Source organism: Acinetobacter sp. ANC 7912 (assembly GCF_039862785.1).
Classification (GTDB): Bacteria; Pseudomonadota; Gammaproteobacteria; order Pseudomonadales; family Moraxellaceae; genus Acinetobacter; species Acinetobacter thermotolerans.
The window spans coordinates 266,527-289,238 of sequence record NZ_CP156795.1 but is presented as its reverse complement, the minus strand read 5'-3'; the positions used below and the strand labels follow the sequence as shown (position 1 = coordinate 289,238).

Annotated in this window: 21 protein-coding genes; 11 read left to right on the top strand and 10 right to left on the bottom strand. The window is 46.7% G+C overall.

Annotated elements, in window-relative coordinates:
* Positions 1 to 5 precede the first annotated feature (5 nt).
* The 4 genes from cpdA to ABEF84_RS01380 all read left to right on the top strand — a co-directional run bounded on the left by cpdA (position 6) and on the right by ABEF84_RS01380 (position 2,790).
* Positions 6 to 818 carry a 3',5'-cyclic-AMP phosphodiesterase gene (gene cpdA / locus ABEF84_RS01395; RefSeq protein WP_347473734.1) on the top strand — a complete coding sequence of 271 codons (813 nt, stop codon included), beginning with the start codon at positions 6 to 8 and terminating at the stop codon, positions 816 to 818.
* A 211-nt stretch (positions 819 to 1,029) separates the two neighbouring features.
* Positions 1,030 to 1,557, top strand: a complete 528-nt coding sequence (gene dksA, locus ABEF84_RS01390; RefSeq protein ID WP_034587548.1) for an RNA polymerase-binding protein DksA — start codon at positions 1,030 to 1,032, stop codon at positions 1,555 to 1,557.
* 2 nt (positions 1,558 to 1,559) lie between these two features.
* Positions 1,560 to 2,480 (top strand): tRNA glutamyl-Q(34) synthetase GluQRS, encoded by a 921-nt coding sequence (gluQRS, locus tag ABEF84_RS01385; protein ID WP_347453462.1) that lies wholly within the window; start codon positions 1,560 to 1,562, stop codon positions 2,478 to 2,480.
* A gap of 49 nt (positions 2,481 to 2,529) precedes the next feature.
* Positions 2,530 to 2,790 carry a zinc ribbon domain-containing protein gene (locus ABEF84_RS01380; protein WP_347473733.1) on the top strand — a complete coding sequence of 87 codons (261 nt, stop codon included), beginning with the start codon at positions 2,530 to 2,532 and terminating at the stop codon, positions 2,788 to 2,790.
* Here the strand turns inward: ABEF84_RS01380 and ftsW are convergent.
* The 5 genes from ftsW to ABEF84_RS01355 form a co-directional block, all read right to left on the bottom strand.
* The gene (gene ftsW, locus ABEF84_RS01375; protein WP_347453460.1) at positions 2,779 to 3,975 is read right to left on the bottom strand and encodes a putative lipid II flippase FtsW; all 1,197 of its coding nucleotides are present in this window, start codon (positions 3,973 to 3,975) and stop codon (positions 2,779 to 2,781) included. The two genes, ABEF84_RS01380 and ftsW, sit on opposite strands and share 12 nt — an antisense overlap.
* A gap of 20 nt (positions 3,976 to 3,995) precedes the next feature.
* Entirely contained in the window at positions 3,996 to 5,345 is a 1,350-nt protein-coding gene (gene murD, locus ABEF84_RS01370; RefSeq protein ID WP_347453459.1) for a UDP-N-acetylmuramoyl-L-alanine--D-glutamate ligase, read from the bottom strand.
* A 162-nt stretch (positions 5,346 to 5,507) separates the two neighbouring features.
* On the bottom strand, positions 5,508 to 5,759 hold the full coding sequence (locus tag ABEF84_RS01365) for a DUF6587 family protein (protein WP_347453458.1): 252 nt from the start codon (positions 5,757 to 5,759) through the stop codon (positions 5,508 to 5,510).
* A 37-nt stretch (positions 5,760 to 5,796) separates the two neighbouring features.
* Complete coding sequence (locus ABEF84_RS01360; protein ID WP_347453457.1) at positions 5,797 to 7,653, bottom strand: ferrous iron transporter B; 1,857 nt, start codon at positions 7,651 to 7,653, stop codon at positions 5,797 to 5,799.
* Positions 7,650 to 7,910, bottom strand: a complete 261-nt coding sequence (locus ABEF84_RS01355) for a FeoA family protein (protein WP_347453456.1) — start codon at positions 7,908 to 7,910, stop codon at positions 7,650 to 7,652. Before ABEF84_RS01355 ends, ABEF84_RS01360 begins: the two co-directional genes overlap by 4 nt.
* Before the next feature lie 174 nt (positions 7,911 to 8,084).
* On the opposite strand from ABEF84_RS01355, the gene xerD reads away from it, so the two are divergent.
* From xerD to thrC, 4 genes are all read left to right on the top strand, one after another.
* On the top strand, positions 8,085 to 9,002 hold the full coding sequence (gene xerD, locus ABEF84_RS01350; RefSeq protein WP_347453455.1) for a site-specific tyrosine recombinase XerD: 918 nt from the start codon (positions 8,085 to 8,087) through the stop codon (positions 9,000 to 9,002).
* 98 nt (positions 9,003 to 9,100) lie between these two features.
* Positions 9,101 to 9,913: a DsbC family protein gene (locus tag ABEF84_RS01345; protein WP_347453454.1), complete on the top strand. Its 813-nt coding sequence runs from the start codon at positions 9,101 to 9,103 to the stop codon at positions 9,911 to 9,913.
* Positions 9,914 to 10,040: 127 nt separating this feature from the next.
* The gene (locus ABEF84_RS01340) at positions 10,041 to 11,345 is read left to right on the top strand and encodes a homoserine dehydrogenase (RefSeq protein WP_034587565.1); all 1,305 of its coding nucleotides are present in this window, start codon (positions 10,041 to 10,043) and stop codon (positions 11,343 to 11,345) included.
* Between the two features lie 57 nt (positions 11,346 to 11,402).
* Positions 11,403 to 12,542, top strand: coding sequence for a threonine synthase (thrC, locus tag ABEF84_RS01335; RefSeq protein ID WP_347473732.1), 1,140 nt, complete (start codon positions 11,403 to 11,405; stop codon positions 12,540 to 12,542).
* Positions 12,543 to 12,601: 59 nt separating this feature from the next.
* Here thrC and ABEF84_RS01330 read toward each other — a convergent pair whose 3' ends face one another.
* A complete protein-coding gene (locus tag ABEF84_RS01330) occupies positions 12,602 to 13,651 on the bottom strand; it encodes a serine hydrolase (protein WP_347453452.1) in 1,050 nt (349 codons plus the stop codon).
* Positions 13,652 to 13,871: 220 nt separating this feature from the next.
* Between ABEF84_RS01330 and ABEF84_RS01325 the strand changes: the two genes are divergently transcribed.
* The 3 genes from ABEF84_RS01325 to ABEF84_RS01315 are packed head-to-tail and all read left to right on the top strand — an operon-like array spanning position 13,872 to position 17,563.
* Positions 13,872 to 14,507: a response regulator gene (locus ABEF84_RS01325; RefSeq protein WP_034587571.1), complete on the top strand. Its 636-nt coding sequence runs from the start codon at positions 13,872 to 13,874 to the stop codon at positions 14,505 to 14,507.
* A 38-nt stretch (positions 14,508 to 14,545) separates the two neighbouring features.
* Positions 14,546 to 16,111 carry an ATP-binding protein gene (locus ABEF84_RS01320; RefSeq protein ID WP_347454532.1) on the top strand — a complete coding sequence of 522 codons (1,566 nt, stop codon included), beginning with the start codon at positions 14,546 to 14,548 and terminating at the stop codon, positions 16,109 to 16,111.
* A gap of 21 nt (positions 16,112 to 16,132) precedes the next feature.
* A complete protein-coding gene (locus tag ABEF84_RS01315; RefSeq protein WP_161788389.1) occupies positions 16,133 to 17,563 on the top strand; it encodes a sigma-54 dependent transcriptional regulator in 1,431 nt (476 codons plus the stop codon).
* Between the two features lie 5 nt (positions 17,564 to 17,568).
* Here ABEF84_RS01315 and ABEF84_RS01310 read toward each other — a convergent pair whose 3' ends face one another.
* The 4 genes from ABEF84_RS01310 to lptF form a co-directional block, all read right to left on the bottom strand.
* Positions 17,569 to 18,744 (bottom strand): S41 family peptidase, encoded by a 1,176-nt coding sequence (locus ABEF84_RS01310; RefSeq protein ID WP_034587576.1) that lies wholly within the window; start codon positions 18,742 to 18,744, stop codon positions 17,569 to 17,571.
* Between the two features lie 20 nt (positions 18,745 to 18,764).
* Positions 18,765 to 20,312: a 2,3-bisphosphoglycerate-independent phosphoglycerate mutase gene (gene gpmI, locus ABEF84_RS01305; RefSeq protein ID WP_347453450.1), complete on the bottom strand. Its 1,548-nt coding sequence runs from the start codon at positions 20,310 to 20,312 to the stop codon at positions 18,765 to 18,767.
* A gap of 123 nt (positions 20,313 to 20,435) precedes the next feature.
* Complete coding sequence (gene lptG / locus ABEF84_RS01300; RefSeq protein ID WP_347453449.1) at positions 20,436 to 21,506, bottom strand: LPS export ABC transporter permease LptG; 1,071 nt, start codon at positions 21,504 to 21,506, stop codon at positions 20,436 to 20,438.
* A gap of 2 nt (positions 21,507 to 21,508) precedes the next feature.
* Complete coding sequence (gene lptF, locus ABEF84_RS01295; protein WP_034587582.1) at positions 21,509 to 22,609, bottom strand: LPS export ABC transporter permease LptF; 1,101 nt, start codon at positions 22,607 to 22,609, stop codon at positions 21,509 to 21,511.
* Positions 22,610 to 22,712 lie beyond the last annotated feature (103 nt).

The following is a 22,712-nucleotide window of genomic DNA, read 5'->3' as shown; positions in this document are numbered from 1 at the left end:
CGGACATGACACAGACTTCTACTCCTGCTGTTGAAAAAGTCTGGACCCTGATCCAGATCACTGATACCCATCTGATGGATCAGCCGGAATTAACCTTTGCCAATATGAATCCGGAACAGAGCTTTCTGGATGTGGTCAAAGATATTAAACAACGTTTCCCGCAGATCGATGCTGTGATTCATACCGGCGATCTAGCACAGGTGGCTGCCGAATCTACCTACCAACGTTATCTACAGTTTATGCAGGACTGGCAGGTGCCACATTACCAGATTCCCGGCAATCATGATGATAATCTGGCGATCTTTCCATTCCATAACAATAAGAATGAAGTACATGCGATTCACTTTGGTTCCTGGACCTTAATTTTGCTGAACAGCGCGGTAAAAGGCCGAGTCGATGGTTGGGTGGAACAAAAGCAGCTAGAGCAACTGGAACAGTTATTGCTTGAACATCAACAGCAGCATGTGATCGTGGCCTGTCATCATCATCCTTTTGCCATGCAGTCGCACTGGATTGATCAGCACCGCTTGAAAAATTCCGAAGCGCTGAAAGATGTGATTGCCCGACATAGCAATGTGAAAATGGTCCTGTTTGGTCATGTACATCAAGATTCAGAAAATGAATGGCAAGGTGTGCGCTATCTATCGACCCCATCGACCAGCGTACAGTTCAAGCCACTCAGCGAAAACTTTGCCCTAGATCAGGCCCAGCCAGGCTATCGCGTGCTGTTACTGAAAGAGAACGGAGAGTACGAAACTTACATTAACAGAGTGAGATTAACACAGCCTAAAATTAATACCGAAATTTCAGGTTATTAACTTTTCAATTTGTTTTTTTTGCTTTACTTTATTGCTCTTTAAGGAAACGTGATATCTACAATTGCCGCCATCAAAGACTATCAAAACGCATAAAAAGTCTATATGATGACGACCCCCATAGGAGGATAATCCTTCTTCAGGGTGGATAAAAATTTGCATATCACCATATTTTTTGCGTAGTTACCTGCGCATATGATGAGGAATGCCCTAAATGGCGAATGACAACCAAAATCAAGTCTTAGACGAACAAACTGCTGTTGTAGACGAGAAAGCTACAAAACGTGTGCGCAAATCTAAGCCAAAAACGACTGAGGGTGGTTCTACTGCTAGCTTATTTGGTATCGAACCTTATCAGCCTAAAAAGAATGAAGAATACATGTCTGAGGGCCAGCTAGAGCATTTTCGCCAAATCTTGATGGCATGGAAAGCCGAGCTGATGTCTGAAGTGGACCGTACCTTGAACACCATGCAGGACGAAAATACTGCCCTTCCTGATGTAAACGACCGCGCAACCCAAGAAGAAGAATTTGCGATCGAACTACGTACCCGTGACCGTGAACGTAAACTGATCCGTAAAATCGAACAGTCTCTGGAAGCGATCAAGAATGATGACTACGGTTTCTGTGAAACTTGTGGTATCGAAATTGGTCTACGCCGTCTGGAAGCACGTCCAACTGCGACTTTATGTATTGACTGTAAAACCCTTGCTGAAATCAAAGAGAAGCAAAATAACGGTTAAGCATGTCTATAAGTAATCCCTCCCTGCCCCTCCCTTTAACAAAGGGAGGGAAAGCTGAAGAGAATTACGTGGGTCGGTTTGCGCCATCGCCAACCGGCCCTTTGCATTTTGGCTCCCTTATTACTGCCGTTGCCAGCTACTGTGATGCTCGTGCCCATCAGGGCAAGTGGCTGGTACGTATTGAAGACACTGACATTCCCCGCATTTATCCCGGCAGCGAAGAACATATTCTGCGTGCCATGGATGCCTTTGGTTTCGATCCCAATGCCGAGATTATTTTCCAAAAAGACCGTCTCGATATCTATGAAGGCGTGATTGAACAGCTACGTCATCAAGGTCTGGTGTATGCTTGCCAATGCACCCGCAAGATGCTCGGTTCTAATCATATCTATCAAGGCACCTGCCGTGACCTAAACCTGCCGTTTGAACATCAGGCCATTCGGCTCAAGGTCGAAGATATCGAAATCTGCTTTGATGATCCGCTGCAAGGCCGTCACTGTTCCAACCTGAAGCAGGATCTTGGAGATTTCGTCCTGAAACGTCGCGACGGCATTATTAATTATCAGCTCGCGGTCGTCGTGGATGACTATCTGCAAGGCATGACCCATGTGGTTCGTGGCGCAGATTTACTCGATAATACCGAACGGCAGATTTATTTAGGGCAACTGCTCGGTTATCCACGCCTACAGTATATGCATCTGCCGCTAGCGATGAATGATCAAGGCCAGAAACTTTCGAAACAGAACCTGGCTCAGGCACTCGATCTAACCCAAGCTCCACAATTACTGCAACAAGCATTGACTGCCTTGCACCAACCAGACGTAGAACTGGATACCCCAGAACGTATGCTCAAACAAGCGGTAGCACAATGGAATATTAAACAAATTCCACATACAACTGAGCTACAAGGTCACTATTTATAGAACCGGATTTTGGCTTAAGCTAAAGAAAAATTCAGCTGAGTGTTAGTCTATGTTGTTTATTTTTGGAATTGGTCCGAAAACCAAAGTCATTGAGAGAAGTCAATTTCTGTGCCCTGTCTGCCAGACACGTGCCGATTATGAGCTGAGGCAGCAACGTAATTATTTTTCTTTATTTTTTATTCCCCTGATTCCGCTGTCCAAAGCGAAACAGGCGTTTGTTCGCTGTAAACACTGCGGAACGGTCATGCCAAGCACAGTACTTGACCATGCCCAACCTGACCCGAACCGTCAGTCCAACCTAGAAGCTTGATTCCTCCCGGCTTGGGTTGGTTTCACGTGTCGTCGCATCAATCTTGAGAATCAGACTGATCATCATGGCACACATGATTAAGGATGACCCCCCATAACTAATAAATGGCAGAGTCAAACCTTTAGTTGGCAGCATACCCATGTTCATACCTGAGTTTACCAAGACCTGTAACAGGAAAATGATGCTGATCCCATAAGCCAGATAACCCGCACGCAGGTAATGGTTTTTTAGGGCACGATGACCAATACGGATACAGCACACGATCATGGTAAAAGACAGGATCAGTACTGCCGCAATCCCTAAGAAACCAAATTCTTCACCCAGAATCGCCAACATAAAGTCGGTATGTGCTTCTGGCAGATAGGACATTTTCTGAATACTGTGTCCTAGCCCTACCCCGGTCCATTCACCACGACCAAAGGCCATCAGGGCATTGGAGAGCTGATAACCGGTACCCAGTGGATCTTCCCAAGGATTTGAGAACGACATCAGACGTTTCAAACGATAAGGTTCCAGTAAAATCGCCCCGACCAGAGACACCAGCAAAATTCCGAAAGTGGCGCCGAACTGAATCAGTGGTGCCCCTGCCAGGAAAAATACACCCAGCATGGTCAGAGTAATCACTACGGTCGCACCCAAGTCAGGCTCCAGCATCACTAGCAGGATCGTGACCCCCATGATGATACATAAACGTACCAGACCGGAAATCTTGTTACGGACTTCTTCGGCACGACGCACTACATAGTCTGCGGTAAAGATCGCCATCATCACCTTGGCGACTTCCGAAGCCTGCAAGGTAAAGCCAGCCAGACGAATCCAGCGCTTGGAACCGTTCACCTCAGTCCCAACGACCAGCACGGCAGCCAGCAGAATAATGGTGATAAACCATAGAAAGAAGGTACTGTTAAACCAGCGATTCAGCGGAATTTTATAGGTGGCGTAAGCGATCCCGGCCCCGGCAATAATTGAAATTGCATGACGAGTCAGATAGTGAAAGGGATTGCCATTGATCCGCTCGGCATAGGGCATCGATGCCGATGCCACCATGATCGAACCCAGGCACAGCAAGGCCAGTACACAAAAAATCAGCACATTACGCGGATTAATCTCAGCGGGCAGCTTTGGCACCCACTGCTCATAGAGTTGAGTAATTTTATTGATCGCAGTCTGAGCAAACTCAGCCATAGCACGAATCCTTGTTATTCTTAGTTGAGCGCGTTGACATAGGCAACGAACTTACGACCACGCTCGGCATAGCCGCCAGCAAACATATCAAAACTTGCACATGCCGGAGACAATAGCACGACATCTTCAGGCTGGGTATTTTTTTGACACAATTCAACCGCTTGTTCTAGCGTTTTGGCATGCAGCAGTGTAGTTGTCCCTTCAATGGCTTTTTCAATGATTGGACGATCCACACCAAGCAATACTGCCACTTTGGCATATTTAGACAGCGAATCACGTAAAGCGGTAAAGTCCTGACCTTTGCCCTGACCACCGAGAATAATCACCACTTTGCCACCTTTGGCTTCAATCGCCATGCCCAGACCGTCAATTGCTGCCAGTGTTGCACCAATGTTAGTGCCTTTAGAATCGTTGTAATAACGCACACCATTGACTTCTTTGACGAATTCACAGCGGTGTTCCAGACCTTTGAAGTTTTTCAAGGTTTCCAGCATGCTATCTATTGGCAGGCCAATCGCTTCACCCAACGCCAGACAAGCCAGTGCATTCGCGACATTATGAGTGCCTTGAATATACATGTCAGAACTTTTCAGCAGACGCTCACGACCACGGGCCAACCAGATGGTGCCGTCATTATCTTTCAGGATACCGAATTGATTCATATCTGGTGCATTCAGACCAAAGCTTTGCATTGGTGTGGTATCTGGTACCAGCGGACGGGTCAGTGAATCATCACGGTTAAACACGACTTTTTTCACGCCCTGGAAAATACGGTGTTTGGCAGTGTGGTAACCCAGCATGTCACCGTGACGGTCCAAATGATCTTCACTCATGTTCAGTACCACCGCCACTTCTGCATTTAAGTTAGAAGTCGTTTCGAGCTGGAAGCTGGAGAGTTCTAACACATACAGTTCAGGATCATCTTTGGTCAGGTCCAGTGCTGGACGACCCAGGTTACCACCGACTGCCACTTTTTTGCCGGCATCTTTTGCCATCAGGCCAATCAAAGTGGTGACGGTACTTTTAGCATTGGAACCGGTAATAGCCACGATTGGTTTATCAGTCGAACGACGCAGAATCTGAATTTCACTGACGACTGGAATGCCTTTAGCAATCGCCGCCTGAATTTCTGGCAGTTTTGGATCCAGTCCCGGGCTGATCACGATTTCTTCAGCAGACAGCAGTAAATCCTGATCCAGCTTGCCAAAGCTGGTCTGTACTTCAGCCGGAATCTGGTCATGGCCCGGCGGCACTGCGCGAGAGTCGGTAACAGCAACGCGGTAGCCCTGGTCATGTAAGAAATTGACTGCTGCAACACCTGAAATACCGAGTCCTGCAACGACTTTAAGTCCACCACGTTGTATTAACATTTTTGCCTCATGTTCTGGTCTAATTTGAAACTTTGGAAATGTTAGCACTTTGCCGTTTTGAATGCTTTTTTTGATTGGCTTTTCTGCAGATTTTTTTTGTATATCGCACAAAAAAGCCAGCATAAAAATGCTGGCTTTTTCACTTACAACTGGATTGGAAAATTATTTCCATTTTACCGCCTGCTGGGCTGGCTCTTTCGCAATTTCCTGTTCAGAGACTGGGCAAGAACAATTACCGCCACACCCACCGCCCATGGCCGGTTTCAGCCATTTTGCCAAGGTATGCCAGCCCTTGACCTCAGCTGCATTAGACAGTTTCAGGAAAACCGAGCGTGAAGTATTCGGAAATACCTTCTTGAATACCACCACGGCGCTCCAGAGTACCAGTGCTGTCACAATCAGAACTTCAATCATCTCAGTCTCCCCTTCACATTTGCTGCTTCAGTCAATCTTAGCCAAAGTAGTGTGAAGCAATTTGATAAGTCAGGAATGACATCAGATATGCCAGACCAAACAGGTAAAAGGTCATAAAACCTACTGTACGCCATGAACCGGTTTCACGGCGAACTGTTGCCAGGGTTGCCAGGCAGTGCGGCGCATAGATAAACCACACCAGCAAAGACAAACCAGTCGCTAGTGACCAGCCCAGATCACCACCACCGCTGATCAAGGCTGCCAGTCCTTCCGACATCGCATCTTCATCAACTGCAGACAGTGCATACACGGTACCGAGTGCTGCAACCACGACTTCACGTGCTGCCATCGCCGGAATCAGTGCAATACAAATCTGCCAGTTAAAACCTACTGGAGCAAAGATTGGCTGAATCAAATGGCCAAGCATCCCTGCAAATGAATAATCGATATCCGGCAGTGTGGCACCTTCCGGTGGTTGCGGGAAAGTGCACAGGAACCACAGTAAAATCGACAGCGCAAAGATGATGCCACCGACACGTTTCAAGAAGATCTTGGCCCGATCCAGCAGACCTATCCAGATATTCTTGAGATCAGGGAAACGGTAACTTGGCAGCTCCATCAATAACATGTGGCCGACTTTGTCTTTATTAAAGAACTTCAATACAAAAGATACACACAGCGCACTCAGAATACCGGCCATATACAAGCCAAACAGCACAAGACCTTGCAGGTTAAAGATGCCCCACACGGTTTGTGATGGAATGAAAGCCGCAATCAATAGTGCATACACCGGCAAACGTGCTGAACAGGTCATCAACGGCGCCACAAAAATCGTGGTCAAACGATCCCGTGGATCACTGATGGTCCTTGAAGCCATGATGCCCGGGATTGCACAGGCAAAACTGGACAACAATGGAATAAAGGCACGACCAGATAGGCCGGCTTTAAACATCAGCTTATCTAATAGGAAAGCTGCTCGCGGCAAATAACCGGATTCTTCCAGAACCAGAATGAAGAAGAACAGAATCAAAATCTGTGGCAGGAACACCACCACGCCACCGGCACCGGCGATAATTCCATCCACCACCAGACTGTTTAACAGTGGGTGAGCAATCATTGGACCAACAGCTTCACCGAGCCAGCCAAAGATGGCTTCGATGCTATCCATAAATGGTGCGGCCCAAGCAAACACGGCCTGGAAAATGACAAACATCATTACCGCCAGACTCACCAAGCCCAGCACCGGATGCAAGAAAATTTTGTCGAGGAAATCGGTACGTTTGTCTTCGTGGTCAACGAAGTTCACCACATCTTTCAGGATACTTTCAATTTTATGATGGCTATCGCCGCTTAGACCGGTCATTTCGGTTTGTGGCATGGCATATTTGCCCTGATCCAGCGCATTCATCAGGTTTTCAATGCCTGAATTCCGTACGGCTACGGTTTCCACCACTGGAATCCCCAAACGCTGAGACAGTTTCTGGGTATTGATCTGCATGCCACGACGGCGTGCTTCGTCCATCATGTTGAGAACCAGGAGTACTGGACGCCCCAACTGGATCATTTCCAATACCAGTCCCAGGTGCAGTTTCAGGTTGGTCGCATCAACCACACACAAGAACGCATCCTGCTGGCCTTCTTCAGCAATCTTGCCTTGCACCACATCACGGGTAATCGCTTCGTCCGGACTGGTGGCATCCAGGCTATAGGTCCCTGGTAAATCCAGCACGCGTACTGGCTTGCCCGATGGCAGAGTGAAATGACCGATTTTTCGTTCAACCGTTACCCCGGCATAGTTGCCAACTTTTTGTCTGGTTCCGGTTAAATGGTTGAATAATGAGGTTTTACCACAGTTAGGGTTACCGACAAGGGCAATACGTAAGGCATCACTCATGCCGTAACTCCAGGTTCAATTTCAATTTTAGCTGCCTCCGATTTACGCAGGGCAAAACGCGTAAATCCGACTTGAATTAGAATAGGATCCCCACCAAAAATACCTTTGGTAATCACCTGCACTTCGGTACCAGGCACAAAACCTAATGTTTCCAGACGACTCGCTACAACATCGTGCTGAGTACCCTCACCATCAGTAGTTCGATTGATCTTTCGAATGATGGCTGTTTGCTTCACTTTTAATTCCGACAAACGCACCGTGAAAATTCCTAAGATTTTTGCACAGTATACACGCAGATGAGAATAGTTACCAAATAAGGTTTAATTTCATTTTTGCCGGATTGCTGAACAGATCGACAGATCATGTAAATTGCTCTACAGTGCAGAATATCCGTCAAAATGATTGATTTATTTGAGTAAGCGCAAGCCTCCATGTTGAATAAAAAGCCCCGTATTCCTGCCCCGGTTCAGATTCCAGAAGATGCTCAATTCCTGCAGGGATACCGTGACTATCTGATTGCCCAGACCGTGAGCCCACATACGCGTAACGCTTATTTATCTGATTTAATTCAATGTATTCACCGTCTGAATAAACCTTTACCAGAATGGAATCACGGCGATATTTCCGATGTGATGATCGAGCTGACCAAACAGCAGAAAAGTCCGCGTTCCATTGCCCGCTGTTTGTCTGCTTTACGCTCATTTTTTAAATTCCTGCGTGAACAGAAATTAAGAAGTGACAATCCAATGGCGGCGCACAAAACTCCAAAACTGGGGCGTGCTTTGCCCAAAGACCTGTCCGAAGCGGATGTCGAAGCCCTGATTAATGCCCCTGATATCAATACCGCACTCGGCTTACGTGACCGCGCCATGCTGGAAGTACTGTATGCCTGTGGACTACGTGTCAGTGAGCTGCTGAATCTAAGACTGGACTTGATCAATCTCAAACAAGGCTATCTGCGTATTGTCGGTAAGGGTAACAAGGAACGTCTAGTACCCATGGGACAGGTCGCCTGCGAATGGATTGAAAAATATCTGAATGAAGCCCGACCACAGCTGTATAAAACCGCAACGGATTATCTGTTCCTGACCCAACTGGGCGGGATCATGAGCCGTCAAAATTTTTGGTATGCGATCAAACGCTATGCCCTGCAGGCCAGCATTCAGGCAGAACTTTCACCGCATACCTTGCGGCATGCCTTTGCCACACATTTACTCAATCATGGCGCGGATCTACGGGTGGTGCAGATGCTGCTCGGTCATAGTGACCTGTCCACTACCCAGATTTATACCCATGTGGCACAAGTCCGCATGCAACAGCTACATGCCACTTATCACCCTCGTGCTTAAGGTAGGTATCAATAGCGTGTACAGAGAAGTTCAACGTGCATGACATTTTTTTGCTATGCTAGTCGTCTAATTTTATTCAAGAACAAAAAGGGTTATTTATGACATTTGCCCGCTCCAGCCTGTTTATCGCATGCACTCTTGCTGCAGGCCTCGGTCTTTCAGCCTGCTCAAATTCTAATAAAGACGATAAAAAGCCAGACAACTTAACGGCAAGTGCACCAGCAACAGGTGAAGCGTCGACCTTATCCGAACGCAATGCACAGCAACGCCTGATCTCGACATTAGAAGGTCATTTCAAGAAGGCGGGCATCAAGGCCAAAATTACTGATATTAAAACCACTGAAGTGCCAAACTTGTATTGGGTCAGTCTGGAAGGCATGTCGTCGATTTATGCGACCAGCGATGGCAAATATATTATTCAGGGCGATGTGATCCGTCTGGGGGATAAGCAGCTGCATAATGTCAGCGAAACTTTGCAGTCTGAAGTGAACAAGAAACTATTCACTTCCCTGAAAAAAGAGAACCTACTGATCTATCCAGCGAAAGGCAAAGCCAAGCACGTGATCTATGTGTTTACCGATGTCAGCTGCCCGTACTGCCATAAATTTCATGAACAGATGGATGAAATGAATGCTAAAGGCATCGAAGTACGTTATATCGCATGGCCACGTGGTGAGCAGCATATGCCAGCCATGGAAGCGATCTGGTGTAATGAAGACCGTCGTGCTGCCTTTGACCAGGCCATTGCTGGTGGTTCTATTACTCCTGCAAACTGTCAAAATCCTGTGAAAGATCAATATCAAATGGGCCTGAACATCGGCGTGAATGGCACACCAGGTGTGTATAGTTCTGAAGGCTTATACCTTGGTGGATACATGTCGACCTCAGATCTGCTAGATCGCCTTAAATAACTCATTTTAATGAGTTATTTAACTTTATCTTATACATAAAGATATTCTGCGATCACCCTAGAGTCAGCGCGTTTTTTTAGCTATGATCTAGGCTCTCGTAAAAAACTGTTTATATTTGGAGTGTGACGTGAAACCAGTTCGTCTGGCAATCCTCGGTCTTGGTACTGTGGGTGGTGGTGCCCTGAAACTATTAAAAGAAAATGCTGCTGAGATTAAACGTCGCACCGGTCGTGAAATTCAAATTACCTACGTAGGTACCCGTCGTCCACGTCCTGATCTGGACTTGGACCCAAGCATCAAGCAAAGTGCGGATCTGCTTGACATCGTCCGTCAACCGGATGTGGATGTCGTAGTAGAAGTGATGGGTGGTATTCACCCTGCCTACGAAGTGATTAAGGAAGCCATCCTGCATGGCAAACAGGTTGTGACCGCAAACAAGGCATTGCTTGCTGAACATGGTAATGAACTATTCAAACTTGCTGATGACAACGCTGTGCAGATTGCTTACGAGGCAGCGGTGGCTGGTGGCATTCCAATTATTAAAGTGATGCGTGAAGGTCTGGCAGCCAACAAGATTGAATGGCTGGCGGGTATCATCAACGGTACAGGCAACTTCATCCTGACTGAAATGCGTGACAAAGGCCGTGCTTTTGAAGACGTACTGAAAGAAGCACAAGAACTCGGTTATGCCGAAGCTGACCCAACCTTTGACGTGGAAGGCATTGATGCAGCACACAAACTGACCCTTCTAGCTTCTATTGCATTCGGTATTCCGCTGCAGTTTGACAAAGTCTTCACCGAAGGCATCAGCAAAATTACCGCCCAAGACGTGAAATATGCTGAAGATCTCGGCTTCCGCATCAAACACCTCGGTATTGCCCGTCGTGCCGAAAATGGGATCGAACTGCGTGTGCACCCAACCCTGATTCCTGAAGAACAGCTGATCGCCAATGTCAACGGCGTGAAAAATGCCGTACTGGTACAAGCCAATGCCGTTGGCCCTACCCTTTATTACGGCGCAGGTGCAGGTGCCGGCCCTACTGCTTCTGCAGTCGTGGCGGATATCGTGGATATCGTACGTGACATTTCTTACACTGAAGACGGTGCAGGTACTATTCCACAATTGGCATTTGAAAGCTTAAGCGACTTGCCAATCCTGTCACGCGAAGAAATGACCACTGGATACTACATCCGCATCAATGCCGAAGATCAGACTGGTGTGCTGGCTGATGTGACTGCAATTCTGAGCCGTAACGGTATCAGTATTGATGCCATCATGCAGCAATCCCGTCTGAAAGACCTTATTCCGATCGTCATCCTGACTGACCCAGTTAAGGAAGCGAAAATGGATGAAGCGTTAAAGCAAATTCAAGCTCTTCCTGTCATTCATGGCGAAATTGTGCGAATTCGTTTAGAATCGCTTGATAATTAATCGGGTTGAGGGGACTATATCCCCTCGCCAAGCTCTACACACAATTGGAACATCATCATGTCGAATGCCAATCGTTATACTGGTTTAGTTGACCGCTATCGCGACCGTTTACCAGTGTCTGCAACTACTAAAGCCATCTCTCTAGGCGAAGGTAATACGCCACTGATTAAGCTTGCGAATATTCCTCGCATTATTGGCAAAAATGTTGAAATTTATGTGAAGTACGAGGGCTTAAACCCGACTGGTTCATTTAAAGACCGTGGTATGACCATGGCGGTTACTAAAGCCGTTGAAGAAGGTTCTAAAGCAATTATCTGTGCTTCTACAGGTAACACTTCTGCAGCTGCAGCAGCTTATGCGGCGCGTGCTGGCATCAAAGCATTCGTACTGATCCCAGAAGGCAAAATTGCCATGGGTAAAATGGCACAAGCCATGATGTACGGTGCAATCACTATGCAAATTCGTGGTAACTTCGATGACGGTATGCGTCTGGTGAAAGAAGTTGCGGATAAAGCACCTGTCACCATCGTCAACTCAATCAATCCATACCGTTTGCAAGGTCAAAAAACCATTGCTTACGAAATCGTGGATGAATTGGGCCGTGCACCGGATTACCACTGCTTACCAGTAGGCAACGCAGGTAACATCACTGCACACTGGATGGGTTATACCGAAGCGCTTGCTAACCAGCCGAAAGAACAGTTTGAACAAGTGGTTTATAATCCTGAAACTGATCAGTTCACTGGTCCTAAACCAGAAGGCCGTCCAACCATGATCGGTTACCAGGCTTCTGGCGCTGCACCTTTCCTACGTGGCGCACCAGTAGAAAACCCAGAAACCATTGCGACTGCAATCCGTATCGGTAACCCACAAAGCTGGAACCACGCGAAAGCCGTTGTTCGTGATTCTCAAGGCTGGTTCGATGAACTGACTGATAACGAAATCCTTGAAGCACAACGCCTGCTGTCTATGTACGAAGGTGTATTCGTAGAACCTGCTTCTGCAGCGTCTATTGGTGGTGCGATTCGTGACATCAAAGCTGGCAAAATTGCTGAGGGTTCTGTGATCGTATGTACTGTAACTGGTAATGGTCTGAAAGATCCTGACACTGCAATTAAACAATGTTCTGATGCCGTGATGCTGTCTATCGACGCAACTCTGGATCAAGTACGCGATTCTATTCTTTCTAATATGTAAGATAGAGAATTAAAAAAGCCCTGCATTTGCAGGGCTTTTTTATATGCGCCTAAAAGAGATTAAACGCGTTGTTTAGGCAAGCTGGATACCCAAGTCATCAGACGGGTCGCATCATTGGTACGTGCAGCCGTTGAATCTGCGCCTAATACCACGACTACTACAGGACGGTTGTTCAGGGTAGTATGCATGACGACGCAACGTCCTGCTTCATTGATATAACCGGTTTTAGACAGGTTGATGTTCCAGCCACCGTTTCGCACCAGCGAATTGGTATTATTCGATTTCAATACACGGTAGCCCAGGTTGAAATCGTAGCTCGCCGTGGTTGAGAACTGACGGATCAAACCATACTGAGACGCAGTATTTACCAAAATACCCAAGTCACGTGCAGAAGACACGTTACCAGGATGCAGACCGGTAGATTCCATATAGTGGGTTGAATTCATGCCCAGTGCTTTAGCCTTAGCATTCATCTTGGCAATAAATGCTGCCCGACCACCTGGATAGGTTCGTGCTAGTGCTGCTGCGGCCGGGTTTTCTGATTTCATTAAAGCAAATAATAAAGCTTCAGCACGATTCATCGTATCGCCGACACGTAAAGTCGAGCTCGAGCTCTTACAACCTGCACATGAAAAATCACTTTGTTGCAGGGTGATTTTTTCATTCATGTTCAGACGGGCATCCGAAATCACCACCGCGGTCATCAGCTTGGTAATCGAGGCAATCGGCACAGCCCTATTGCTGTTCTTGCTATATAGCACTTCACCAGTTTGTGCATCCATTACCAAGGCAGAACGTGCATTCACCGATGGCTGGCTACTATAGGTTTTCGTATCCAGAATCTGTACGGTTTTAGCCGGTTCTTGAACGGCCTGACCATTCTGGCTACGGATAGTGGTGGTAACCGTGGTAGAGCCAAGTGGAGAAGGCTCATCGGCATCCGCACCATCATTCAGGAACTGATTGGCCTGTTCAGAAGACCAGCTCAAGCTAGCCTGAGGAGTCGCTGCTGACGAATTCATGATGATTTCAGCAAAACTCGTCGTACTCGTGCTGACTGCAATCGACAGACCCAGTACATGCATCAAAGACTTGTGTGTTTTCTTCACTATTCCTTCACCCAACTAACGAGGTAAGATTGATTTGCGTATTACCTCTAATATGGCTTACATTACATTTACCACAATGCAGAACAATTATTGATCTCTACACTGCCTAATACGGTTTTATATGAACTGTCTTTAGGATTGCTAATTTTGTAGTTTCATTGCAAGCTTATTTTGCGTTGTGTAACAAAAAAAATGATTTTTCATCTGAGGGAGAGTATACGTGATCACAGTTTTAGTTGTAGATGACCATGAATTAGTGCGGACCGGTATTTGTAGAATGCTTGAGGATCACGCCGAGATTCAGGTTATTGGACAAGCTGAATCTGGTGAGGAAGCGATCGCCCTCGTACGTCAGCATCATCCAAATGTCGTGCTCCTCGATGTAAATATGCCGGGGATTGGTGGTGTAGAAACCACCCGTCGCCTGTTACAGACAGCACCAGACACCAAAGTCGTGGCTGTCAGTGGTCTGGCCGAAGAGCCTTACCCGTCCCTGCTGCTTAAAGCCGGTGCCAAAGGCTATATCACCAAAGGTGCACCAGTCACCGAAATGGTTCGCGCGATTAATAAAGTGATGCAAGGTGGTAAATATTTTAGTGCCGACATTGCAGAACAGCTCGCCAGCTCATATCTCTCCGATACCCAGCAATCGCCTTTTGACTCCCTCTCAGAACGGGAAATGCAGGTGGCGATGATGGTGGTCAACTGTATCAGTGCCCAGGAAATCGCGGATAAGCTGTTTGTCAGTGTAAAAACCGTAAATACCTACCGTTACAGGATTTTCGAAAAACTCAATATTGACAGTGATGTCAAACTGACCCATCTGGCCATGCGTTATGGCCTGATCAAGCCATAATTTTTATATCCTGAATTTAAAGAATAATAAAAGGTTATATGTCGCAGCGATCTTCTTATTCAGAGCTGAATCAGTATCTGCTCGGTACCTGGTATGCGGCATATCGCTTAATTATCAGCACGGGCCTGCTGCTGATTTTTCTGCTGACCTATCCGGAATATAACAGCGAACTAGCCCATCCTCAGCTCTATCATTATGTGCTGAGCAGTTTTATTGCGATTTCACTGGGGCAGCTGTTTCTGCTGAAATATGTCAAGAAATTTATTCACAAACAGCTGACTGCGATTTTTATTGTTGATGTCTGCGCCCTAAGCCTGCTGACACTCGCCACCAGCGGGGCCAATCTGCATCTCAGTATGCTGTTTGTCATCACCATCTTTGCCGCTTCAATATTACTGAATGCACAAAAGGCACTGGTGATTACCCTGATTGCGGTGATCAGTGTCACCTATCAACATTTTATTGTCAGCATCTTTACTTTGTCCTCACTCGGCAATATCGGCAATAGTGCCATTCTGGCTTTCCTGTTCTGTGTGGTCTATGGCATCGGGCAGATTGCGGTACGGCGTTTCCAGATTCTGGAAAACCTGAACTTCTCCCAGTCCATGGAGCTGTACCGGTTACAGAACATTAACCGCTATATTCTGGAACAGATTGATACGGGTTATCTGGTATTAGATGAAAACTGTCATGTGGTGTTGAGTAATCCTGCTGCCTGCCATTTGCTGGGGATTGAACATACCTATTCCTTTGATAAGTTCCCCCTGTACCAGTTCCAGCCGGATCTGTTTGAACTGATCCGCTTTGAGAATCTGGAAAATGGTGAGCGTTTCCAGTTTGAGTCACAGCAGAGCCGGTTTAATATCCATGTACAAGTCCAGAAACTGATTGTGCCACACCAGACCCTTATGCTACTGGTGCTGCAGGATGCACGAAAAATCAATCAAGAGGTGCAGCAACTTAAACTGGCAGCATTGGGGCAACTTTCTGCCAGTATCGCGCATGAAATCCGTAATCCTTTAGCTGCCATTGTGCAGGCCAATGACCTGTTGCCCGGTTCAGAACAGGAACAGCAGGAAGTCCTGCACAGCATGATCAGCAAACAGGCCACCCGGATTAACCGGATTATTGAAGACACGCTGAATATGGTGAAAAATAAAGAAACTCGCCCAGTACCGATTCAGCTCAATGAATTTATTCCGCAATGCCTACATGAGGATCTGGCTGATATTGCGGATCACATTAAATTCAATATCGACATGCGTCTGGATATCCAGTTTGATGAAGCCCAGCTGCGACAGGTGCTGATCAATCTGTTACGCAATGCAGTACGGCATAATGACCCGACTGTAGGACCAGTTGAGTTAAAGGTACATCCTTATGAGCATAAGGTCTGGATTGATGTACGAGATTTTGGCGATGGCGTGACGCCAGCCGATCAAAGCTTATTATTTAAACCGTTTTTCAGTAACTCGATTAATGGCACAGGACTCGGGCTCTATCTCTCCCATAGTTTCTGTGAAGCCAATCAGGCACAATTGAATTATATACAACAAGAACAGGGTGCTTGCTTCAGGATCAGCTGCCAGCGCATTACTGTTTAATTTTTGAAATTTAAGGGGAAAATTGTGGAACAACAACCACTGGTACTTTTGGTCGATGACGAAGAAGATCTGTGTACCTTGATGCAGATGTCACTGATGCGTATGGGGATACGCACGCACATCGCACATCGCCTTGAGGATGCCAAAAGACGCTTGACCGATCATCAGTATGATGCCTGTCTGACCGACCTAAACTTACCGGATGGCAATGGATTGCAATTGCTGGATTTTATCAGTGAACATTACCCTTCCCTGCCGGTTGCCGTCTTAACTGCCTATGGCAATATGGATATTGCTATTGCTGCTCTGAAAGCCGGGGCTTTTGACTTTGTCAGCAAGCCGATCAATCAAAAACATCTGGAACAATTAATCCAGAAAGCACTGAATAAACCGGCCAATTATGCTTCCAATCAGGAAGACACGCTTGAATACAAGATGCTGATCGGCCAGTCCAAACCGATTCAGCAACTGCGTGCGACTTTACGCAAAATCGCCCGTTCTCAGGCACCCGTATTTATCACTGGTGAGTCAGGAACCGGTAAAGAAGTCGTTGCCAATCTGGTACATCGACTCAGTAACCGTAGTGAAGGTCCATTTATCGCGATTAACTGTGGTGCGATTCCTACCGAGCTGATGGAAAGCGAGCTGTTCGGGCATAAGAAAGGTAGCTTTACTGGCGCGACTCAGGACAAACAGGGCCTGATCCAGTCTGCACATGGTGGCAGTTTATTCTTAGATGAAATTGCCGAACTACCGCTGAGTATGCAGGTCAAACTATTGCGTGCAGTACAGGAAAAACGTATTCGCCCGCTCGGTTCAGATACCGAAATTGATGTGGATTTCCGCGTGATCAGTGCCAGCCATCAGGACTTAGAAGCACTGGTACAACAGGGTAAATTCCGTCAGGATTTGTTCTTCCGGATTCATGTCATGGATCTGGTGCTGCCGCCATTGCGTGAACGCGGCAATGATATTCTTCTGCTGGCGGAACACTTTATCCAGAAAATCTGCCAGGAATGGCAAATTCCAGCCAAGCGTCTGACTGAACGCAGTAAAGAATTATTACTAACCCAATATTACCCGGGCAATGTGCGGGAACTGCGCAATATTATCGAACGCGCCATTACCCTGAGCGATGAAGACATTATCGATATTCAGCACCTGCAAACGGCGCCATTACGGCAAAGTTTTGTCACTCCTGAAAATACTCTAGCCTCTACGTCTGAATCGAACAGCAATACTCACAACGGTTCTGATGCTTTTATCGTTCCAAAAAAACTTCCAGAAGAAGGACTGGAACTATATATGGAGAAAATCGAAAAGGAAATCCTGCTGAATGCGCTGAACCTGACCCACTGGAACCGGACGCTGGCAGCGAAAAAACTCGGTATGTCCTTCCGTTCGCTACGTTATCGTTTGAAAAAGTTTGGATTAGACACTGAGGAAGAATAATCAGCCTATTTCTGCTGAAGCAGCAACTCGGTGACATGATCCACATAGCTGTCTTCTTTCATTTCCAGCGTTAAAGGATAGCTTAAATGGGGTTGTACGCCCAAGCCCTCAATACTTTGCCCATTCGGGGTAAAGTATTGTGATACCGTCATCTGCAGAGCTGCACCATTACTCAGTGGAAAAAGCTTCTGCACCACACCTTTACCATAGCTTTTCTCACCGACTACCCAGGCACGTTTATGCTCTTTTAGCGCTGCGGTAAAGACCTCTGCTGCGGAAGCAGAACGGTGATTGATCAGAATACCCACCTTTAGATTCTGAAATTCAAAGCCCGGTAGTGCCTGAAACTGCTGATCGCCTTCAGCTCGGCTCTTGGTGGAAACAATAATGCCTTGGTTTAAAAACAGGTCTGCAGATTCAACCGCAGCAGACAGCAAGCCCCCTGGATTATTACGCAGGTCAAACAAGACTGCCTTTAAACGCGAACCGGCATAACTGTCAATAATCCGTTTGATTTCATTGGCCGTATCTTGCTGAAACACCTTGACCTGAATCACCAGCACTTGATTATGATGCAGCTGAGATTTGATTTCAGTTTCAACTTTAGTGTTACGAACCAGATTAAATACCTGACTTTGCGGAGATAACTGTAAGCTTAGGGTTGAACCGATCGCACCATTCAATAGCTGACGTACCTGCTCATGATTCAGTGAACTCAGTTCCTGATCATCAATTTTATATACGGTCACGCCATTACGTAGACCCTGACGGGCAGAATCAGCCTCTTCATTCAATTCCTGAATCACCCATTGCTTGAGCTGTGGGTTATATTTCAGGTCAAAGTCGATGCTGGCCAGCTCACCTTCGGTATATTGGCGTAGTTGTTTAAAATCTTCAGGAGAAAGATAGCGGGAATAGCGGTCTAAACCGCCAACCAGGCCTTTAATCGCCTGCTGAAATAGTGCATCGTCATTCTTGTCTTCAATATAATTATCTTTGACGATGCCATAAATCTGCACGAATTCCTGAATCGAAGACACCGGAATTTCGTTATAGGTTTGCTGATCTACGACCATATCATCATCGAATGCCAGATCCGCCGACCTGGCACTCCATGCCGAATGGCTCAAACACATTAATAAGCTCGCGATTAGTACAGACTTCCGCTGTGATCTTGCCATTCTTTATCCTTAAATTTTAATTAAGCTTTTAGCTCGATCAGGTTACGACCTTTCATTTCTGCAGGAATTGGCAGATTCATCAGACTCAGCAAGGTTGGCGCAACATCCGCCAGTACACCACCTTCTGCAATCGTTGCTGAAGTTGGACCGACATAGATGAACGGTACCAGTTCAGTCGTATGCTGGGTATGCACCTGTCCACTTTCATAATCCTGCATCTGCTCCACATTACCATGGTCCGCAGTAATCAGCATATGGCCTTTTTTCGCCATCACAGCTTCATAAACACGGCCTAAGCAGGTATCTACCGCTTCAACGGCTTTGACTGCTGCGTCGAATACACCGGTATGCCCGACCATGTCACCATTGGCATAGTTCACAACTAATAGATCAAACTCACCAGAATTGATCGCAGCGACCAGCTCATCCGTCACTTCATAAGCACTCATTTCCGGTTTCAGGTCATAAGTTGCCACATTTGGTGATGGAATCAGGATACGTTTTTCACCTGGATACTCTTCTTCACGGCCGCCGCTAAAGAAGAACGTTACATGTGCATATTTCTCGGTTTCTGCAATACGCAACTGGGTTTTACCCAAGTTAGACAGATATTCGCCGATTGAGTTCACCAGTGCTTCTGGCATATAGGCTACTGGCGCATCAATGGTTGCCTGATAACGGGTCAGCATCACGAATTTTGACAGGTTTGGCACCACTTTACGTTCAAAACTAGCAAAGTCTTTTTCAACGAATGCACGAGTCAATTCACGAGCACGATCCGCACGGAAGTTCATGAATACGACACTGTCGCCATCCTGAACCGCTGCCACATCACCAATTCGAGTCGCCTTGACGAATTCATCAGACTCATCCGCCGCATAAGCCTCTTCCAGACCTTCTACTGCAGTTACTGCAGTACGTACTGCTTCACCTTCAGTCAACAGACGGTAAGCTTGTTCAACACGATCCCAACGGTTGTCACGATCCATGGCAAAGTAACGACCGATCATCGTTGCGATACGGCCTTGACCTGGATATTGAGCAAATACTGCATCCAGTTTTTCCAGTGAAGGCTGTGCACTGCGTGGTGGTGTATCACGACCATCCAGGAAAGCATGCAGATACACTTTGGCACCGCGTTTCAGTGCCAGTTCCGCCATTGCTACGATATGATCTTCGTGAGAGTGCACACCACCTTCTGACAGCAGACCCATGATGTGGACTGCACCATTCGCAGCTTTGGCTTTTTCAACAGCATCAACTAAAACTTCATGCTCAAAGAAAGCACCTGTACGGATATCTTTAGTAATACGGGTGAAATCTTGGTACAGAACACGGCCGGCACCTAAGTTCATGTGCCCCACTTCAGAGTTCCCCATCTGACCATCAGGCAGACCGACATCTTCGCCAGAACCTGAGATCAGACCATGCGGATGCTTCTCCTGCATAGCAGTTAAATTAGGTCGTTTAGCCGCTAGAAACGCATTGTCCTCGACCGCTTCGCGATGACCCACACCATCCATAATTACCAATACGTGAGGGATTTTGCCAGCAGTTGCATCCGTCATAATGAATACTCTTGTTCGTTTACGAATTAATCAGGTTATTTTACCGAATTTTGCAGCGAGAGGCCATGATCAGACTATGGCTTAAGCCTTTCACTGCGATTGATTTCTTCCATATTCTGCTATTTAGCGTGCCCGCTGCAGCAAGTAGCCACCAATAGCAAACATGATGATGATTGGAATGAATACAAACCATGCTGGAGATGGTGCATAGACCAGACTCGCGTAACCGAGGAAGTCCTGCAGGTAGAAGAAACCCAGACCTGTAAATAATGCAATCACCAGACGGAAGCCCATGGATTGCTGACGCAGCGGTCCAAAGATAAATGAGCAGGCGATCACCACTAAGGCAATCAGGGCAAATGGTGAGCCGACTTTCTGCCAGAAGGCCAGTTCATAGGTTTTCGGTACCTGGCTATATTCATGCATATAGCTCATGAAGCTGACCAGCTGGCTTGGTGACAGGTCTTCCGGGTCGATGGTCACCATATGCACATATTTCGGTTGTAGGGCTAAAGCGAGTGGCTGCTGAGGATGTGTTGCAAATGTGGCATTATCATTTTGCAGAATATTCACTTCCTGAGTCTTTTGCAGTTGCCACGCGCCATCTTTGACAAAATCACCCTGCTCGGCTTTTAAGGTACCACGCAGACGGTAATTATCATCAAAATCCAGCATCTGCACGTGCTTTAACTCACCTTTGGAGTTGGCATAGTCAATGTAGATAAAGCGCTGACCTTCACGGGTCCAGTAGCCTTTCACTTCACCAATTTTCACCGGCTTGTTATAGCTTTTTACCGCTTTGGCCTGCTCATTAGTATATGGAATCACCCATTCACTTAAAGCAAAAGACAGAATCACCAATAACAATGCCGAACGGATCACCCAGCCCACGATACGCCACAAGCTGACCCCAACTGAACGCATCACGATCAATTCACTGTTAGAAGCCAGCGTACCCAAACCAAGTACTGCTCCAATCAGGGCCGAGATCGGCAGGATTTCATAAAGATAATTCGGTGCGCCCCAGAGCACATATTTCAAGGCATCCCAGGCACCATAACCTTCTTTCAATGACCCCAGTTCACCCAAGTAAGTGAATAAAACTTGCAAGCCCGACAAAACTGCAGTTGCACCGAGCATGGCGAGTGCTGTAGTACCGGTCACATGTTTTGCAATAATACGACGTGCCAGCATGATTAAGACCTCACTCGTTGAATCTGTTTCTTGATTTTCGGTGCCAGGTTCTGTTTACGGGCGAACAGCGCTGCGGCAATCCCATAGAAAATCAGTACGATTGGATATACCCAGATTTCCATTTCACCTTTACTGATCCGAGTTTTCACTGCCATTAACGCGACAATAAGGCTGGCAAAAATCAGTAAGGCCGGGAACAGTTTTAAATAACGTCCCTGACGCGGACTCACTTCAGACAAGGCATTCGCCAGCATCAAAGCCACTACAATGGCAAAGGGTACAAATGTCCGCCAACCCAGTTCACTCGCGACGACTGGATCATTACGGTTATCCCAAAGCTGGGAGGTTGGCAAGGCTTCCACTTCAGTGCTAGCGAATTTGGCTTCACTATCATTTTCTAGACGCAGACGGTAAGTTTCAAATTCAGCCTGAGTATATTTTGGCGTACCGGCAAAGATTTCATAGCGGCGACCATTCACCAAATCTACCACATTGGCTGCATCACCTTTGACTTCGACTCGAGTTGCTTCCTGCGCCAGAATTATCACATCTGGCTTACCATCTTTTTCAGCGCGCTGGTAGAAGAAGATATCTTTTAGATTTTTGCGGTCTTCTGATAAATCCCCGGCATAAATGGTATAAGGTCCAGAAGAGATAAATTCCTTCGGTCTTACTAAGTCAAAACCGGTCCGGACAGCCTGTTCATTGGTTAGGGCCTCAAACTGGCGGATCCCCCACGGCGATGCCCAGAGCATCAGGAAAGCCTGAACTGCCAGAAATACCACAGTCATTGGAATTAGCAAACGCGCTAGCTGGTTACGGCTCACGCCACTGCCATTTAAGACAGCCATTTCATGATCGACATACAGCCGGCCAAAGACCAGCATTAACCCGATAAAGAACCCAAGTGGTAAAATTAAGGTCAGGAACTCAGGCAAACGGTAGCCGATAATACTAAACAGGATGCTAGCATCCAGACGTCCTTGCGCTGCCACCCCAAAGTACTTGATCAGTCGACCACCCATCATGATCAAGGTCAATAAGGCAATCACAACCAAGGATGTCGATACAACTTGCTTGACCAGATAACGCCGAATAATCAAATTAAATCTTCCAGAATATAGGGTAAAAAACTTGTCATAGTTTACCCGAATGTTAAGCTTAAAAATATAAACCCGATACTTGAGTTGAACATTGAAACTCTGT

What these genes read in the sequence shown, in the direction of transcription:
- thrC (WP_347473732.1), top strand. Translation starts at nt 11,403, where the DNA reads ATGTCGAATGCCAATCGTTATACTGGTTTAGTTGACCGCTATCGCGAC.
- gluQRS (WP_347453462.1), top strand. Translation starts at nt 1,560, where the DNA reads ATGTCTATAAGTAATCCCTCCCTGCCCCTCCCTTTAACAAAGGGAGGG.
- cpdA (WP_347473734.1), top strand. Translation starts at nt 6, where the DNA reads ATGACACAGACTTCTACTCCTGCTGTTGAAAAAGTCTGGACCCTGATC.
- ABEF84_RS01345 (WP_347453454.1), top strand. Translation starts at nt 9,101, where the DNA reads ATGACATTTGCCCGCTCCAGCCTGTTTATCGCATGCACTCTTGCTGCA.
- ABEF84_RS01310 (WP_034587576.1), bottom strand. Translation starts at nt 18,744, where the DNA reads ATGGCAAGATCACAGCGGAAGTCTGTACTAATCGCGAGCTTATTAATG.
- dksA (WP_034587548.1), top strand. Translation starts at nt 1,030, where the DNA reads ATGGCGAATGACAACCAAAATCAAGTCTTAGACGAACAAACTGCTGTT.
- ABEF84_RS01320 (WP_347454532.1), top strand. Translation starts at nt 14,546, where the DNA reads ATGTCGCAGCGATCTTCTTATTCAGAGCTGAATCAGTATCTGCTCGGT.
- murD (WP_347453459.1), bottom strand. Translation starts at nt 5,345, where the DNA reads ATGTTAATACAACGTGGTGGACTTAAAGTCGTTGCAGGACTCGGTATT.
- ABEF84_RS01365 (WP_347453458.1), bottom strand. Translation starts at nt 5,759, where the DNA reads ATGATTGAAGTTCTGATTGTGACAGCACTGGTACTCTGGAGCGCCGTG.
- ABEF84_RS01360 (WP_347453457.1), bottom strand. Translation starts at nt 7,653, where the DNA reads ATGAGTGATGCCTTACGTATTGCCCTTGTCGGTAACCCTAACTGTGGT.
- xerD (WP_347453455.1), top strand. Translation starts at nt 8,085, where the DNA reads ATGTTGAATAAAAAGCCCCGTATTCCTGCCCCGGTTCAGATTCCAGAA.
- ABEF84_RS01380 (WP_347473733.1), top strand. Translation starts at nt 2,530, where the DNA reads ATGTTGTTTATTTTTGGAATTGGTCCGAAAACCAAAGTCATTGAGAGA.
- lptG (WP_347453449.1), bottom strand. Translation starts at nt 21,506, where the DNA reads ATGCTGGCACGTCGTATTATTGCAAAACATGTGACCGGTACTACAGCA.
- gpmI (WP_347453450.1), bottom strand. Translation starts at nt 20,312, where the DNA reads ATGACGGATGCAACTGCTGGCAAAATCCCTCACGTATTGGTAATTATG.
- ftsW (WP_347453460.1), bottom strand. Translation starts at nt 3,975, where the DNA reads ATGGCTGAGTTTGCTCAGACTGCGATCAATAAAATTACTCAACTCTAT.